The sequence below is a fragment of the uncultured Cocleimonas sp. genome, from assembly GCF_947495625.1.
Lineage (GTDB): Bacteria > Pseudomonadota > Gammaproteobacteria > Thiotrichales > Thiotrichaceae > Cocleimonas.
Map to the genome: position 1 here is coordinate 1 of NZ_CANLZW010000043.1, position 16,153 is coordinate 16,153.

13 protein-coding genes are annotated in these 16,153 nt (G+C 38.6%); 10 read left to right on the forward strand and 3 right to left on the reverse strand.

Annotated features, from left to right (window positions below):
* Nucleotides 1–524: 524 nt before the first annotated feature.
* The 4 genes from gfa (at nucleotide 525) to Q1A31_RS18550 (ending at nucleotide 5,912) form a co-directional block, all read left to right on the forward strand.
* The gene (gene gfa / locus Q1A31_RS18535; protein ID WP_299880445.1) at nucleotides 525–1,088 is read left to right on the forward strand and encodes an S-(hydroxymethyl)glutathione synthase; all 564 of its coding nucleotides are present in this window, start codon (nucleotides 525–527) and stop codon (nucleotides 1,086–1,088) included.
* 230 nt (nucleotides 1,089–1,318) lie between these two features.
* Entirely contained in the window at nucleotides 1,319–2,848 is a 1,530-nt protein-coding gene (gene gshA, locus Q1A31_RS18540) for a glutamate--cysteine ligase (protein WP_299880448.1), read from the forward strand.
* A gap of 136 nt (nucleotides 2,849–2,984) precedes the next feature.
* On the forward strand, nucleotides 2,985–5,072 hold the full coding sequence (locus Q1A31_RS18545; protein WP_299880451.1) for a nitric oxide reductase activation protein NorD: 2,088 nt from the start codon (nucleotides 2,985–2,987) through the stop codon (nucleotides 5,070–5,072).
* 9 nt (nucleotides 5,073–5,081) lie between these two features.
* A complete protein-coding gene (locus Q1A31_RS18550; protein ID WP_299880454.1) occupies nucleotides 5,082–5,912 on the forward strand; it encodes a CbbQ/NirQ/NorQ/GpvN family protein in 831 nt (276 codons plus the stop codon).
* A 105-nt stretch (nucleotides 5,913–6,017) separates the two neighbouring features.
* On the opposite strand, the gene Q1A31_RS18555 is transcribed toward Q1A31_RS18550, so the two are convergent.
* Nucleotides 6,018–6,629, reverse strand: coding sequence for a DUF1326 domain-containing protein (locus Q1A31_RS18555; protein ID WP_299880457.1), 612 nt, complete (start codon nucleotides 6,627–6,629; stop codon nucleotides 6,018–6,020).
* A gap of 155 nt (nucleotides 6,630–6,784) precedes the next feature.
* Between Q1A31_RS18555 and Q1A31_RS18560 the strand changes: the two genes are divergently transcribed.
* The 5 genes from Q1A31_RS18560 to Q1A31_RS18580 all read left to right on the forward strand — a co-directional run bounded on the left by Q1A31_RS18560 (nucleotide 6,785) and on the right by Q1A31_RS18580 (nucleotide 11,837).
* Complete coding sequence (locus Q1A31_RS18560) at nucleotides 6,785–7,582, forward strand: DUF2182 domain-containing protein (protein ID WP_299880460.1); 798 nt, start codon at nucleotides 6,785–6,787, stop codon at nucleotides 7,580–7,582.
* Between the two features lie 410 nt (nucleotides 7,583–7,992).
* The gene (locus Q1A31_RS18565; RefSeq protein ID WP_299880463.1) at nucleotides 7,993–9,525 is read left to right on the forward strand and encodes a PAS domain-containing sensor histidine kinase; all 1,533 of its coding nucleotides are present in this window, start codon (nucleotides 7,993–7,995) and stop codon (nucleotides 9,523–9,525) included.
* Nucleotides 9,515–10,135, forward strand: coding sequence for a response regulator transcription factor (locus Q1A31_RS18570; RefSeq protein WP_299880466.1), 621 nt, complete (start codon nucleotides 9,515–9,517; stop codon nucleotides 10,133–10,135). The genes Q1A31_RS18565 and Q1A31_RS18570 overlap by 11 nt, the downstream gene beginning before the upstream one ends.
* A gap of 166 nt (nucleotides 10,136–10,301) precedes the next feature.
* On the forward strand, nucleotides 10,302–10,829 hold the full coding sequence (locus Q1A31_RS18575; RefSeq protein ID WP_299880468.1) for an OsmC family protein: 528 nt from the start codon (nucleotides 10,302–10,304) through the stop codon (nucleotides 10,827–10,829).
* A gap of 450 nt (nucleotides 10,830–11,279) precedes the next feature.
* On the forward strand, nucleotides 11,280–11,837 hold the full coding sequence (locus Q1A31_RS18580) for a hypothetical protein (RefSeq protein ID WP_299880471.1): 558 nt from the start codon (nucleotides 11,280–11,282) through the stop codon (nucleotides 11,835–11,837).
* Nucleotides 11,838–11,860: 23 nt separating this feature from the next.
* Here Q1A31_RS18580 and Q1A31_RS18585 read toward each other — a convergent pair whose 3' ends face one another.
* Nucleotides 11,861–13,084, reverse strand: coding sequence for a hypothetical protein (locus tag Q1A31_RS18585; RefSeq protein WP_299880474.1), 1,224 nt, complete (start codon nucleotides 13,082–13,084; stop codon nucleotides 11,861–11,863).
* A 122-nt stretch (nucleotides 13,085–13,206) separates the two neighbouring features.
* Nucleotides 13,207–14,454 carry an OmpP1/FadL family transporter gene (locus tag Q1A31_RS18590; protein ID WP_299880476.1) on the reverse strand — a complete coding sequence of 416 codons (1,248 nt, stop codon included), beginning with the start codon at nucleotides 14,452–14,454 and terminating at the stop codon, nucleotides 13,207–13,209.
* A gap of 498 nt (nucleotides 14,455–14,952) precedes the next feature.
* On the opposite strand from Q1A31_RS18590, the gene Q1A31_RS18595 reads away from it, so the two are divergent.
* Nucleotides 14,953–16,152 (forward strand): acyl-CoA dehydrogenase family protein, encoded by a 1,200-nt coding sequence (locus Q1A31_RS18595; protein WP_299880478.1) that lies wholly within the window; start codon nucleotides 14,953–14,955, stop codon nucleotides 16,150–16,152.
* Nucleotide 16,153 lies beyond the last annotated feature (1 nt).

Genomic DNA, 16,153 nt, shown 5'->3' on the forward strand with positions numbered 1-16,153 from the left:
CTTGAGGCTAGAGCCTTGAACCTCTTCCACGTCCTAAGGACGTGGTTCTTATGTGTAATAGAATTTATGCAGAGCTAAGCACTTTTTTAAGCCAGATTGCGGTTCTCATAAAACAATAAATTATTTCATTCACCGAATGTAATATTCGTTTTTATATTCTTGTTTTCTCTTTTTATATCTTCTTAAATTTCTCTAATAGTCTCACTTTATTTACATCTCTAAGCTAGTTTTAATGCAAAAAAATGTATTGTATATTATGTGTTTTTAACCAAAAGTAAAATTGAACACAAAATACGTATTACTACGTAGTTTAATTTAAGTTATTGTTTTTTATACTATTAATACCCAAATAAACTATCCTTCCTTTTTCAAAAAAATCTATCAATTGACTAGAATGAATATTCATTTTATATATTGGCTTATTACTATTTTCGTAAAATAGTACAAGTGAGCAAACGAGGGGAGAAATCATCTTAATGTGTATTTTTTCTAAAATTTTAAAAATGTTTCAAGGAGAAACCGCTATGAATATTCATCCAGCCATGAACAATGGTATCCAGGCTGCATCAGATAATTTTGCAGGAGGCACTCTTACCTGTCTTTGTGATAGTAATCCTGTGAAAGTGAGCGTCGGAGCACAAACGGCACACAATCATGCCTGCGGTTGTACCCAATGTTGGAAACCTGAAGGAGCGCTATTCTCACAAGTAGCTGTGGTGGGCCGCGATAACGTTAATGTTACGGAAAACGCTAACAAACTATCGATTGTTGATCCTAGTCAGACTATTCAACGCTACGCCTGTAAGGACTGTGGCGCTCATATGTATGGTCGTATTGAGGATACTGGTCATCCATTTTATGGTCTTGATTTTATTCATACCGAGTTATCCGATGACTCTGGTTGGTCACAACCTGAATTTGCCGCATTTGTTTCTTCAGTTATAGAAACTGGCGTAAATCCTGATGATATGGGTGCAATAAGAAGCCGTCTGACTGAAATTGGATTACCGACATACGATTGTCTATCACCACCTTTAATGGATGCAATTGCAACGCATACCGCTAAAGCATCTGGCGCTTTGGCATAAATAACAATTTGAATATAAATAATTTTTAACAACTTTGGTGGCTTATGTATTGACTGTTTATCAGTCAATACATCTTTTTTATAAGTCCTGATTTATTAATAAATATCTTATTTAATGATACACACCCCCCTACTTTTTAGCCTGTTTTTATTTTGAAAAATGTAATTAGAATTTAATCAAAGCCAGCCACTTTTTTTACTGAATATGCATTATTACCCCGAGTCTTTTCTATGCAGATAAATATCGATAATTTACCTACTTCATGTTTTACAGGTAACAGAATTGGCCTGGAAAAAGAAGGTCTTAGAACGTTAAAAGATGGACAACTAACAACAAGCAATCACCCGGAAGTACTTGGCTCAGCACTTACACATCAATCAATCACTACAGATTTTTCTGAGTCACAACTCGAACTCGTTACTCCACCTTGCTGGAGTAGTGAAAACGCACTTACCAATTTAGATAAACTACAAACCTTTGTGTATAAAAAGTTACCTGCAGATGAATTGATCTGGACTGCCAGTATGCCTGGGGAACTAGACAACGAAGATGATATCCGAATTGCAGAATATGGAAGCTCTAAATCAGGCATGATGAAAACGATATATCGCCGTGGACTAGCACAGCGGTATGGAAAGAAAATGCAACTCATCTCCGGGATACATTTTAATTACTCATTTGCCGATGAAATATGGCCTGTTCTTCGTGAGCTGGAGAAAAGTAAAGAAGCGTTGCAACACTTCACTTCAGAACGCTATATGTCAACGATTCGAAATATCCAGCGTTATGATTGGTTATTATTGTATTTGTTTGGCGCATCACCAGCGATTTCCAGCTCTTTTTGTAACAAACAAACATCACTACAAAAATTCAATAGAAATACGCACTTCAATCCTTTCGCCACCTCCCTGCGTATGAGTGATATTGGTTATACCAATAAATGGCAACCACAAAACCAAAACTTCATAAGCTGCCAGTCATTAGAGTCTTATTTGAACGCTCTGACTGCCGCGATCAATACACCAAATCTGGAGTATCAACGCATTGGTCTGTATAAAAATAATGAGAGAATTCAATTAAGTACCAATGAATTACAGATTGAAAATGAATACTACAGTAGTGTTAGACCGAAACAGATTCCACATAATGGCGAGTCATACCTTGACGCTCTGCAACACAGGGGCGTGAGATATTTGGAGATTCGTTCCATTGATATCAACCCATTTAGTGCTTCAGGGCTTGATCTTCAGCAACTTCATTTCACCGAGTTATTTGTAAACTATTGTTTAATCAAAAATAGCAAAACACATAATCGACACAATGAAGAAATGAACCGTTCTAACTTAAATCAAACGGCATATTTCGGAAGAAAGCCTGGAATAAAACTTCACACAGAAAACGCTGAAATCCAATTACAAGATTGGGCAGAAAAACTATTAGATGAAATGCAGCCAATCGCCGCAAAGCTAGATACAACTCATCGAAATCCAGTGTATAGCAATGCCTTAGCCCACTACCGACAAATGATTCTGCATCCGGAATTAACGCCATCAGCGAAGGTTCTTGATGAAATACGGCACAACAAAGAAGGTCACACTGACTTTGTCCTGCGAAAATCACAAGAACATCATCAAACTCATATCAACAAAACAATGTCAGATGAAGCTCTGGAGTTTCATGAGGCCTTAACAAGACAATCGTATCGCCAATTAGAAGGTCTTGAACAAAGCACTGAGAAACAGGCACAATCAAACAGTTAGATTTTTATTATCACAAACAGCATTATATTTACCGTAACATCATCTAGCGTATTCGTTGAAAGCATCACAAGAACCATCACAGGAGCCAATAGACAGAAAGCGCTAGCTGATAATTCTTTCTCAAGTCAGGAGAAGTATGGGTTTTTTCAAAAACCTACTGAAAAGATATAGGGAACCACTTAAATTCAAACTCCCTGAAAGTGGTCCCACGTTAACGGCTGTCTCTGGCGGCATGGGTACAACTGAGCTGCTAATTCGCTTAGAAATGGTCCTCAATGATATCAAATCAAAAAAACCAATCATCGATCATGCCTACGAACTAGCTGGTTTCAGTCACAACTTACAATCACGCTTACTCTCTGATCTCTCTGATATTTCAGAAACTTCATATGAACATGGTTATGAGTTTTTGACCGTATCTGCTGCTGCTATTTCTAGCATGGAACAGACTCAGTATGACAAGTGGGTTTACGATATTAAAAGCCTGTTAGCTGATGGTTATGATGACAAGGCTAGCGAACTTATCAGTAAGCATCCCAGTTATATTGAAGCACCTCACATTGTTAATTTGAACACCATAAGCGAAAAGCTGGAGAAACTGATTTACAGTATCTATGAAAAAGATATCCCGATCCTGGTCGCAAATGAGGTGGCGAAACAGTCGTCAGAACTTTCTACAATCAATACAGCTTACACGGATGGTTTTCAAATATATCTACCTGCCAAGATTTCTTATTTCGATAATTATGAAGATAATTTCAAACTATTTAAAATCCAGATGTTTCATTTATTAGAACAAATCCAATCTATTAATCCAAATATAATCAATGCATTAGGAGATGGAATTAAAAATCATGGAAAGCATTATCTGAAACTCTTTGGTGATATTGAAACGCTAAGAGTAGATCAAACGATTAAGGACAATTTCCCGGGGGTTTGGCGAGATATTGATGCTATCAATAATAAAACAGACACCCCCCACCTTATAGGCACTTTTTCTAACGATGCATTAAACACAATTGAAGATAGTCTGCGATTGACCACTAAATACATCAACAATCCCCCTGCTCTTCCTGAATTAATTTACCAACCCGTTTTTATACCTGAGCTAACTCGTGAAGCGATGAAGGATGGAAAGGCATCTCCTTTAAATGAGGAAAAAGATGAGAATGCCATTGAAGAGGCTATCGCAGATATAAACAATACGAACAATGAATTTAGACAAGAAACAAACCTAACAGACCAAATGCTGTATGACGATGACGAGCAAGTTAAAGAACAAGACAGTGATAAACAACAGAATATTGAAGATGTTTCCAGTGCTAATCAGGAGCTTGAAAAACCTAAAGCAATAAATAAGTTCTACTATAAAGAGTGGGACACCTCTTTAAAAAAATACCGAAAAGATTGGTGTCAGGTTGAAGAAGTGGTATCTGATAACCTTATTGAAAACAAACAAATAGAAACTAGTCCTCATTTAAAACATATCGAATCCCGAATTAAAAAAACGCTAGATTTACTGGTTAACGAACAAAAATCCATGCGCTTTCAAAGCGATGGTGATGACATCGATATTGATGCCTGGGTAGACGCGCGCAGTAATAGAAGTAAAAACGCCGATGACTATCAAAACCTATATATCAGGAATAATAAAAGTACGCGGAATGTTGCGATTATGTTTGCGGTTGATATAAGCGGTTCGACACGTGGCTGGAAAAATACTGCGATTAAAGAATCGACTTCAGTGTTGTGTAAAACCCTGGCACGTCTTGAAGATCAATATGCCGTTTACGCTTTCTCTGGCTCTGGACGAAATAACTGTCAGATCTACCCGATAAAAAGTTTTACGGAAAGTAATAACAACAAGATTCAATCACGGATTTTTTCCATGCAACCACAACAATATACACGTATGGGTGCCGCTATAAGGCATTTAGGAACTGTACTCAGTAAGACGTCTGCCAAAACCCGAATTTTATTTGTGCTCACTGATGGTAAGCCAGACGATGTGGATAGCTATCGGGGTCAATATGCGATCGAAGACACACGCCGTGCTTTGAATGAAGCTAAAGCCTTACAATTAAACCCATTCGTTTTAACGTTTGATAAAGAAGGAATGGACTACCTGCCTCATATGCTGGGATCAAACCGTTACCAGTTAATTTCAGATGTATCACAACTACCCGTCCAAATATCAACCATTTACAAACACCTTACAAGCTAGGTTCTAGATATGACTACCGAAAAGATGAATACTGAAACTACTATTATCAACTCTGAAAACTACATCACTGAAGAACCCTATTACTTAGCAACAGGTGATGAAATAGAAGTCTTTAATTCTGCCCTCGCTGAAAAAATACCGGTGCTGTTAAAAGGTCCAACCGGTTGTGGCAAGACCCGCTTTATGGAATATATGAGCTGGTATAACAAACTGCCATTAATCACCGTATCATGTCATGATGATTTAACCACCTCAGATCTGGTAGGTCGCTATCTGATTCAAAACGACACTACGATTTGGCAAGATGGTCCGCTTACAACAGCTGTGAGAAACGGTTGTATTTGTTATCTGGATGAAGTGGTGGAAGCCCGTAAAGATACCACCGTCGTGATTCATCCTCTGTGTGATGACAGGAGAATCCTACCGTTAGAAAAACGCGGTGAAATACTCAAAGCAGCACCTGATTTTTTTCTCACTATTTCGTATAACCCGGGTTATCAAAGTGCGGTAAAAGACCTCAAACCCAGCACGCGACAACGTTTTCTATCCATCGATTTTAGCTACCCTCCGGAAGATGCCGAAACCCGCATAGTTCACGAAGAAACTGCACTCCCTACAGAAATGGCCCAACGATTGGTAAAACTTGCTTCGATGACTCGCAATTTAGTCGGTAATGGTTTGGAAGAAGGCGCAAGTACTAGGCTGCTGGTACACACAGCAAAACTGATTAATCGGGGCTTTGATCCTAAAATCGCATGCAGATATGGCATCGCTGATGTGCTTTCTGATGATTCGGAAACACTTGGATTACTGCACGATATGATTGAGACTCTGTTTTAGCTAAAGCAGAAAATATAGCTTAGATAGTTTAGGTAATATGGTTTAGATAACGTAGGTAATGGCAATAGAGTCATTACCTACGTAGATTCGATATTGAACTGTTTATTAGTTAGCAGGACCGTATAGGAATGGTGATGCTAAACCCGCTTTTCCAGAATGTTTCCAGCTGTCGCCGTTGTCATTGTAATGAGCATTTACGGACTCACATACGACAATTGGAAAACCTGGTGCTACCTGCAATGGCGGATCAGTCACAATGACATGGCGACCTTCACCGCCTTCCATTGGCACCATTTCATTTTCACCGACACCATCGATAATTAAATGCTTTTTAGTATCAGTGCTTTCAAATGATATTTTGGCTTTTTTAACGCTTTTTACTTCGCTAACCAAACTGGCGATTACACCGAGATGGCCGCCACCTTCACCACTCCAAAGAGCGCTGACAGCATCAAACTGTTCCTGACTCGCTTCTTCATCTACATACAATGCCAGATTCCAATTACCATCAGTTAAATTTCCCGGTGAATGCAGCCACACACCTACTTTTATTCCATCGAGTGAAACATCATTGCAGTGACCTTTCTCAATGTGCCAACCAACCATCGCTTCACAGAATTCTTCTGTAGGAGCCTGCAGTAAAATGCACGGACATATATTGTCGCAATTACACGATTCGAAATAATTCCCTTCAATTTTCCAATTTTCAATAGCCATAATATTCTGCTCTCTAATGGGGGTTAAGGGTTAAAAATGGGTTAATTCAGTTTAGCTTTTGTGAAGGACGTGAAAAATACGTATTAATACGTGTATTACTTTTTTCAGAAATAACCCACTATTTAAATTACGATTTTTAATGATTTAACTAAAACATGCTGACTCAACACATAAATACAAATAGTTTAAATCCAAGAGATAAAAAAATAATCTACAGTGGCTTATTTATCGTCGCTAGTGTGGGTTGGTTATATATGTTCTATATGGCTTGGGCGATGCAGAATATGCACCTCGTAGACATGTGGATGCCACCCGTTGGAAGTGCAAGAACCTGGACTGGCTACGATTTCTTCATGTTGTTTATGATGTGGTTCACCATGATGATCGCAATGATGACACCCACAGTCGTCCCGATGGTGATGATGTTTACTACCGTAAACAAAGCTAAAAAGAAAAAGCAGCAACCGTATGCGCCTACCTGGCTTTTTTTATCAGGCTATCTACTTGCATGGGGCTTATTCAGCCTAATCGTTAGCCTCATACAATGGCCATTACATGGCAGTGGTTTACTCAACCCAATGATGGATAGCCGTAGCTATTTACTCAGTGGCGGCATTCTAATTCTCGCTGGCATTTATCAATTTACATCACTAAAAGATGTCTGTTTGGATCAATGCCGAACACCGCTTGGTTTCATTATGACATCATGGAAAGATGGTCGTATTGGCGCATTAAAAATGGGCTTACATCATGGCTTATTTTGTGTCGGCTGTTGTTGGGCGTTAATGCTGATTTTATTCGCTGTCGGTGTGATGAATATGCTTTGGGTAATTCTAATTACACTGTTTGTATTATTGGAAAAAATACTACCTATCCCATCAGAATTAATGAGAAAGATTACAGGGATCGCATTAGTGATTTGGGGTGTTTACTGGTTATCGCTTTATAGCTAATCAATACAGCTAGTCAATATAGTTAGACAATCCAGATAAATGAATAATCACTAAATGTACACCCCCTACTTTAAGGCCTTTTTTTATTCTATTCCTGTTAAAACCAATATTTATACTTTCTATAAATTCGTTTCATTAGTGTCATTGATGCATTCCCACTTAATCAAATTGAATACCAAAACTCTATTCTAATAATAATAATATCTGTCTCTATACTCAACTGAAAAAGTTCTTTTAACCTGAGATATGTAGTTATTGATTCATTAATTGATGAGTGATCAACATGTGCGCACATAAAGAAATGAATATTCATTTCATTCAATTTCTATTCTATACTCTGTTTTCTATGGCTTTTAATACTTCGATTTAAAGCAGTCATTGTCCCGCTAAATATTTAAGGAAGAATAATCATGATTCCACTGACTATTGATGCCACAAAAGATGAAATGGGTAATGAATTTTTTCAGACCATTTTCGAATCTGCCCCCGAGTGCATAAACCTGCAAAATAAGAATGGCATGATTGAGTTGATGAATAACGCAGGTTTGAAACTGCTGAAAGTGGCATCTCTGTCTGATATTGCAGGCACGTCTATTTATGATTTGATTGCACCTCAATACCATCAAGCTTACGAGGAAATGAGCCTAAAAGTATTTCAGGGGGAACAGGGGAATCTTGAATACGAAGTTATTACAGCCGATGGCAATAAACGCTGGATGAAGACTAAAGCGGTTCCACTGAAAAACGCTAATCAAGACATCATAAGCCAGCTTTCGGTTACTCAGGACATTACTGAACATAAATCCATATCGCAGCAACTGGAATCACAAAACAACAAATTACAGACTATTATCGAATCAGAGCCTGAATGCGTAAAACTCCAGGATGCTCATGGAAAGATTATCGAGATGAATCCCGCGGGTCTTTCCCTACTCAAGGCTGACAATCTTAAAGACGTCATTGGTAAAAGTATTTATGCGTTTATGGCGCCAGAGTATAAAGTTTCTTATCAGGCGTTAACCAAAGATGTTTTTAACGGCAGATGCGGTGATATGGAATTTGAAGTGTTCTGCCTTAATGGAAGTAAACGCTGGCTTGAAACGCACGCTGCACCGCTGATAGATACCAATGGTAAAGTGCTAGCACTGTTAGCGATTACCAGAGATATCGATGAGCGTAAAAAGAACGAAGCGCAGTTATACCAACAGCAAACCGAATTAGCACATGTTTGTCGTTTGAGCACTATGGGTCAAATGGCTTCGAGTCTGGCGCATGAACTTAATCAGCCGCTTTGTGCTGTTTCAAGCTATGCTGAGTCTGCCCACAAAATGAGTTCCTCGGCGCAACCTCATCCTCAATTAAAGTCCTTACTAGAAAAAATAGTAGATCAAAGCCAGCGTGCTACTCAAATTATTGAAAATATCAGAGACTTTGTCCGCAAGCAGTCACCAATGCACGAGACGATATCAATAGAAATGACCATCAATAGAGTCCTTGAATTTATTAAAACAGATATTCGCAGACATCAAATCAGTCTACAGCTGCAAATTGCAGATGACTTGATGGTGATTAAGGCGGATCGCATACAAATAGAACAGATATTGTTAAATTTACTCACCAATGCCATTCATGCGGTTCAAGATCTGGACGTCGATCAACACCAGATAATCGTTCGAGCAACAAACACACCAGATCATGAAGTCCTGATTCAAGTTTGTAATGCAGGGCCAGCGATTTCGGAAGAGAATGCGGCTGATTTATTTACGCCGTTTTATACAACGAAAACCACAGGATTAGGTATGGGTTTGCCAATCAGCCGATCTATTGTTGAAGCTCATGGTGGACACATCTGGTATGAAAATACCAAAGAAGACAACTCTTGTTTTAACTTCACTTTATCAGCAGAAAACTATCAAAATAGTGTGAAAGCCTATGATGAATAATCCTCAGAATGTATATATTGTGGACGATGATGCGGCAGTTCGTGATGCTTTATCGATTCTAGTTCAATCGGTTGGACTTACGCCGTTTGAATATGAATCTGCGAACCTGTTTTTAGATCAGTTTGAGTTGCAACACAAAGGCGTATTAATCACCGATGTTTACCTGCCTGGAATGGATGGTGTCGCCCTGCAAAAACACCTCAATAAAATAGGAAGTTATATGCCTGTGATCGTGATGTCAGGGCATGGTGATATTCCGATGGCTGTAAAAATGATCCATAGAGGTGCCATAGACTTTATTGAAAAGCCGTTCAGGAATCATCAAATGCTGGAACGCATCCAACAGGCATTGAGTCAGGATGAAGTAGTACGTAGCAATGATGTAAATAGAGATCAGTTAGAAAATAACTTATCGGGTCTGACACCAAGGGAAAAAGAAACGCTGAATTATCTTATCCATGGGCATGCGAATAAAGTGGTTGCCCGAAAAATGGATGTAAGCCCGAGAACTATCGAAGCCCATCGAGCCAATATTCTACGAAAAATGAAATCAAAATCTGTCGTCAAATTAGCCCAACAAATATCCTCCTTAAATCTAAGCCTAGAGTAGCTAAAAAATAAGCTGGGACAGTTTGTCGCATTGACCTCCAGCACCGTAATACTACTAATAACACTCGTAATTCTGCGAATATCTAATTTTACACAGCTCCTTATACTCAGCTTGAGTAACAACTCAAATGGCATTCAAGCCATATTGAGCCAAAGGAGGAAAACCCATGTCACAAGCTACACTAAAAGAATCGTTAACCAAAACCATCGAACACTTAACGGCAAATCCCGCTGAGGCCAATGTACTTTTTAGAGCCAATACAAAGCTCGAAGAAAATGTCAGATGCTCTGCAACTGTGAGAGATTTCCCTCCGATGTATATTGATGAGCCACCCACACTCGGTGGTAAAGATAGCTCATATAGCCCTGTCGAAATCGTACTAGTTGCCTTAGGCTCGTGTCAGGAAATCATGTATTCAGCCTATGCTGCGGTAATGGGTATTGAGTTAAAAACTGTCGAAGTGGATGTAAAGGGTTACCTTGATTTACAAGGTCTATTTGGCATGGGCGAAAATATCCCGCCAGGTTTTAAAAACATAAAATTTGAAACACGACTCGAAAGCGATGCCAGTGATGAAGAAATTGCGGGTTTAATAAAAATGGTAGAAAGCCACTGTCCTGTATTAGATATATTGCTTACGAAACAAGACGTTAAGGGCTCGGTTAGCTTGAATGGAAAAGAGCTGTCTCATTAGGCAATAACTACCAACACAATCAATCTTCGGTTTTGTTTAATAACTTCTTTGCTTTGGCCATGCTCATTTTTCTAATTATGAGAAGGCCGAAGTAAAGCCAAGGTATTGAAGTCTTATATTTGATCAGAAAATTAAGTCACCCCCCTACTTTTGAATGATATTTATGCGGCTTCGCCTTTCCTCTGGATAGACGAAATAAAACTTTGTCGGCTACCTTTTGTTTTGAAAAAATTAAAACAATTAGATCTTTAATTCTGTTTCTTTTTATCAATTTCAAAATATCTATTTTCAACATACAAGTAATACTACGTATATGAGGAAACTCCTCGATTAGATAAAATTTAAACTAATTATTTTAAGTATTGGTCACCCCCCTACTTTTAGGCTGTTTTTTCTAATGGATTTAGAAAAAATTTATACTAAATGTTCACCAAACACTAAAGGCTATTTATGAAACACTTCTTTTTTAAAGCAATTTCTCTATTGTTACTCGGCCTGAGTTTTGGTGTTAATTCTTCGTGGGCAGATAGTATGCCAAGTATGAAAGATACGATTACCTGTTCTGAAAAAACGAACACAAAATCAGATCCCACGATCCAGAGTTTAAAAGAGAAATTACAGCACCAACTTGAGGCTTATACTGTCGCACGCTTCAAAATGTCTGATGTATTACGTGCGATGGTGGTTGATTATTCTTTGCAGGGGTATTCTAAAAAGCGGCTTTTAAGCTATGCCGAACACTTTGAAGACATGCGAAAAAGCATCCCTAATTTTAACCCGAATACGGCTGAATATAAAAACTTCGATTTTCGACTTGGTATGAGTTTCGCTTCCACCGTTATCTTTTTAAATAGTACAGCAGATGTTTTGGAGAAATTTCAGGCAGACCAAAAAAATCCAGAGAGTAATATCAATAAGTACATTGTTGAAATAGACAAGGAAGAAGGTAAATATACTCATCTGTTAAATGAGTTTAAAAAGAAAGATGCAGAGAGTTGTGTCAGTTAGATAATCGCACTAATAAAATAGATTCAGTAATTCTGTTTTTGTAGGACACGATAAACCTTATCTTTATTTTTTGCTTCCTGACGTAACGCCTCTTCAATCGCCAGGGAATATTGACTTATCGTGACATCAGGCTCGATCTTACTCGCTACAATCGTTGAATAATAGCTAACCTCCCCTATTTCACTTAGTAGTCTATCGACTACTTCAAGAGTACGATGATCATTTGACAGATCATCAAATAAAATCAGCAAGCCATTCGTATTTAAATGTGTCCATGCCTGTTTCAGTAACGATTCAAAAGCACCAATATCTCTTTGACAAAGTAGATCTCTCAAAATAATGACATCCTGAGAATCTACCAAACTCACTTCATTAATGGGACCTTGATTTACCTCATGACTACCTTTCGTTATCGGATCAAAATAACGACCAATATTCTCGATTAACATTGGTATTGTAGAACCTATATGACAACTGGTGCCTTGTTCTACCATTAATTGAGGAGTTAACATCAAATCATTGATTAATAAGCCGTAATCAGCACCAATATGCATGATATCCATAGGCTTCTTGGTGTTGCAATTATCCTGAATGATACGTTCAACAATGGCGCTAGATTGATACTCTTCCCATATTAAATGGCACAGACTATTAAGGGTGTCTTTTATCTGATTCTTAATTGGAGAGTCAATATGACTATATTGGATACTATTAAGCAATAGGTTGCTTCTTTCCCGATAAAACCATTCAATCGAACTAGGACGAGGTTCAGGCCACTTTTTTCCTACACGCAATGACATCACACCATCATTTTCGGCATTTACATTGCTCATACCTTTCCAGCTCGAACGACTAAGGAAAATATTCTCCAGAAAACTTCTAGACCAATATCCTTTCTCTGCGGCTTGAGTTTCGGGGTAAACCGGAAGAATAATGACCCCACCCGGTTTTACTAATTTCAAAAGTTCGATTAATAAGGAGGCTCCCCACTGGTTTGAAAACAGAGAAACACTGATGCCTAAATAGATTCGATCTAATTGATTTGGAAGCTGAGGATAAAAGAAATTACTGATTGTTCCAGCGTTTAAATTATCAAAGTTACCTTCGATATCTCCAAAAACTGGAAGCATGCTGACGACTGTTGTATCCGGTCGAATTTGATTATTTTTATCTCGTTCTGTAGAGAAATAATAATCGAGGTCCTCCGATATATATTCTTCTCCAGCATGTAATATTACTTGAGTCATTTCACACTAATTCTTCTCTAAATGTTTCATAAATCAAGGTTCTATGAATCTGATTTTTTAACCAAAAAAATGACTGAATGTTATTTTCATCCAGCCATTCGTTTTCACAAAATAGTTAACTGTTAGAATTTCCAGGTTAAGCCAAAACCTGTGTGCCATGAACTCACATCAGCTCGGGTATGTCCTCCACCTGCTAATGAGCCAGTACCGTACTCTCTTGATTCTTCAAACTGATAACCAACATGAGCATCTAAATCTAATCCTTTGACACCAAGCATATTTTGATAACCTAAACCTGCAGTTAGACGATGCTTGTAAATAACTTCTGCTTCAGCAGCCTGAAGGTATTCAACCACCCCCTGACTTACAGGGATTTGACCGAATTGATTGGTTACAACTGACCCTAAAGAACCAATACCTGCTGTCACATTCTCCTTAGTTGGATCATCAGCATAGCCATAACCTAAGCGGTATTTCCAATTGCCTTTAGTAAGTTGAGCACCCAGTGAATAGACTTTTTGGTTTTCGTAAATATCCTGCCAGAAGTCCGCATCGTCCCATTGCTTGTAGATAAAATCTGCAGACAATAACAGATTACCATCCATCAAACTTTCATTCGAAATACCTATACCGAAGTTAGCGGGTTGAGAAATTCGAGTATCGTCGTATACCCCGGGCGTTACCTCCACCAGACTGTCGAATTTATGATCTTGTTTAGTTTGGTAGAATGCACCAATCGTGGTTTTGCCTATATCATAGGTCGCACCTAATGTTGCACGAAGTCCTAAATCATGGGTTTGCGCTCCGGTCGAAGACAGTCCCAGATCCATTTGTGCAAAACTAATTGTTGCTGCACCACCCACAGATAAATTATCAGTAATTTCGTAGCCGAGTCCTGCGTTAACACCGAAAATGATAAATTCAGCACCCGCGCCAAGAGATCCAGGCGTTTTCCTGAATTCAGCACCAATACCAGAGGTTGCAGTCAGTCCTAACCCAATGGTCGCTGGAATATTAAGGCCGCGTAAATCCTGTGTTACTGCTATTTGTGGAACTGGAAATATATCAGTACCTGATTTTGCTTCATTGAAAGCGGTTCCCGTCACACTGCCATCATGGGTTAAGTCCACTTCTGGCATGTAAAAAGTGGCACCAAAGGTAAATTGTGTGCCTTCGTAGTCAGCCAAAGTAGCTGGGTTACCAAAGACTGCGGATACAGTATCGGGGGACTTGGCGATACTTGTTCCCGCCATACCTGCTGCGGCTGGAGCCAGGGTATTATGGAGATCATATCCATAGGGTCCTGCAAATATAGATGTAGAACTTAGTACTGTGAAAACAACAAGTGTGCGTTTATTTATTAGGTTCATTTCTTCTCCTCCTGAATTAAAAAATCTTAAGGGCATTTCTCATTAATCAATTTACGATTAACTGCTCTGCTCTATTTTTTAAGATTACATTTTTGGCGTAGATTGCTTAAATGACACATACACAGAATTATTTTTTGCGCTTGTATATCTATTTTTTTAGATAATTAAATATTTTTAATTCTGCTAATAACTCAGGCTTTTTCTGCACTAGATCCTGTTTAGTTGGTAAGAAACATAAATAGAATGAATGTTCATTGCTATTCTTATCATGCTATATTTATTGCAGGATGTTGGTAAATACGTAGAAGTACGTAAAAGAATTCTCAGGCTTTTATGCTATAACTTGTTTTGAGTAATTTGATCTATTTTCAACTTAGATCGCATGATAATTAAAATACCTTCTATACTTTTTTCAAAATAATAATAATTTTTAAATAACGTTAGACCTACAATTTTAAACATAAGTAAGGACCAGTTTTTCTATTATTGAGGAGTAATATGGAATCACCGAAAACCAATTCTGTGCCCTTGAAGAGATATCCACTTGAACTTGAGGTAATCCTCGAATCTGTTCAAGATATAGCTCATTCTATCGTTGCTCCTAATGCAGAAGAGATAGATCGAGAAGGTTTTTGGCCCGAAGAAAGTATACGAGCATTGCAATCTGCTTCTTTAGGTGGCTTGACTATTCCTGAAGAATTTGGAGGGCTTGGCCAGGGTTCTTTTGGAATACTCCGAGTCAGTGAAATTCTCGGTCAAGAATGTGCATCTACCGCTATGTGCTTTGGCATGCATTGTGTAGGGTCAGCAGTGTTATCAGCTAAAGCGACCCCCGATCAAATCGATAGATACCTAACACCCATTGTTCAAGGAAAACACCTGACAACATTATCGTTAAGTGAATCAGGATCTGGTTCTCACTTTTACATTCCTGATACTAAGCTCGAAGCTACTTCAAACGATCAGTATAAAATTAATGGCAATAAGACCTTCGTTACCAATGGTAGCCATGCAGATTCTTATGTGATTTCTACAGTAGCCGCAGAACCCGATGCACCCATAGGACAATTTTCCTGCATTGTTGTTAGTGATGATGCGAAAGGTTTGAAATGGGGGGAAGCCTGGGACGGACTGGGTATGCGTGGTAACTCATCCCGCTCATTAGATCTCAATGATGTTCTTGTACCTAAAAGTGATTTACTGGGTGAAGAAGGTGATCAAATTTGGTATGTATTTCAGGTAGTAGCGCCCTACTTTTTGATGGCAATGTCTGGTGCGTATCTAGGAATTGCCAGCAGTGCGATCGAAATAGCCAGAGAACATTTAATCAAACGAAATTATTCTGCAACGGGCTCCAATCTTTCTCAATTTACTGTGTTACAACATAGATTGGGAACACTTTGGGGAAATCTAGAACGTACTCGAAGACTTGCTTATCATGCAGCCGCCAGCTTTGACTCTGGTGATCCAGATTCCCTACCTGCTGTATTTACGACTAAAGCAGAAGTTGCAGAATGCGCTGTTACTATTGTGAATGAAGTGATGACACTAACTGGTGGTATGGCTTATCGAAACGGTTCTAAATTACATCAGCTTTTACGCGATGCCAGAGCATCACATGTGATGGCTCCGACAACCGATATGCTGAGAATCTGGACGGGAAGAACTTTACTTGGCCAGCCAATATTAGGAGCATAAA

Coding starts and splice junctions, on each gene's coding strand:
- gfa (WP_299880445.1), top strand. CDS start 525: ATGAATATTCATCCAGCCATGAACAATGGTATCCAGGCTGCATCAGAT.
- gshA (WP_299880448.1), top strand. CDS start 1,319: ATGCAGATAAATATCGATAATTTACCTACTTCATGTTTTACAGGTAAC.
- Q1A31_RS18545 (WP_299880451.1), top strand. CDS start 2,985: ATGGGTTTTTTCAAAAACCTACTGAAAAGATATAGGGAACCACTTAAA.
- Q1A31_RS18550 (WP_299880454.1), top strand. CDS start 5,082: ATGACTACCGAAAAGATGAATACTGAAACTACTATTATCAACTCTGAA.
- Q1A31_RS18555 (WP_299880457.1), bottom strand. CDS start 6,629: ATGGCTATTGAAAATTGGAAAATTGAAGGGAATTATTTCGAATCGTGT.
- Q1A31_RS18560 (WP_299880460.1), top strand. CDS start 6,785: ATGCTGACTCAACACATAAATACAAATAGTTTAAATCCAAGAGATAAA.
- Q1A31_RS18565 (WP_299880463.1), top strand. CDS start 7,993: ATGATTCCACTGACTATTGATGCCACAAAAGATGAAATGGGTAATGAA.
- Q1A31_RS18570 (WP_299880466.1), top strand. CDS start 9,515: ATGATGAATAATCCTCAGAATGTATATATTGTGGACGATGATGCGGCA.
- Q1A31_RS18575 (WP_299880468.1), top strand. CDS start 10,302: ATGTCACAAGCTACACTAAAAGAATCGTTAACCAAAACCATCGAACAC.
- Q1A31_RS18580 (WP_299880471.1), top strand. CDS start 11,280: ATGAAACACTTCTTTTTTAAAGCAATTTCTCTATTGTTACTCGGCCTG.
- Q1A31_RS18585 (WP_299880474.1), bottom strand. CDS start 13,084: ATGACTCAAGTAATATTACATGCTGGAGAAGAATATATATCGGAGGAC.
- Q1A31_RS18590 (WP_299880476.1), bottom strand. CDS start 14,454: ATGAACCTAATAAATAAACGCACACTTGTTGTTTTCACAGTACTAAGT.
- Q1A31_RS18595 (WP_299880478.1), top strand. CDS start 14,953: ATGGAATCACCGAAAACCAATTCTGTGCCCTTGAAGAGATATCCACTT.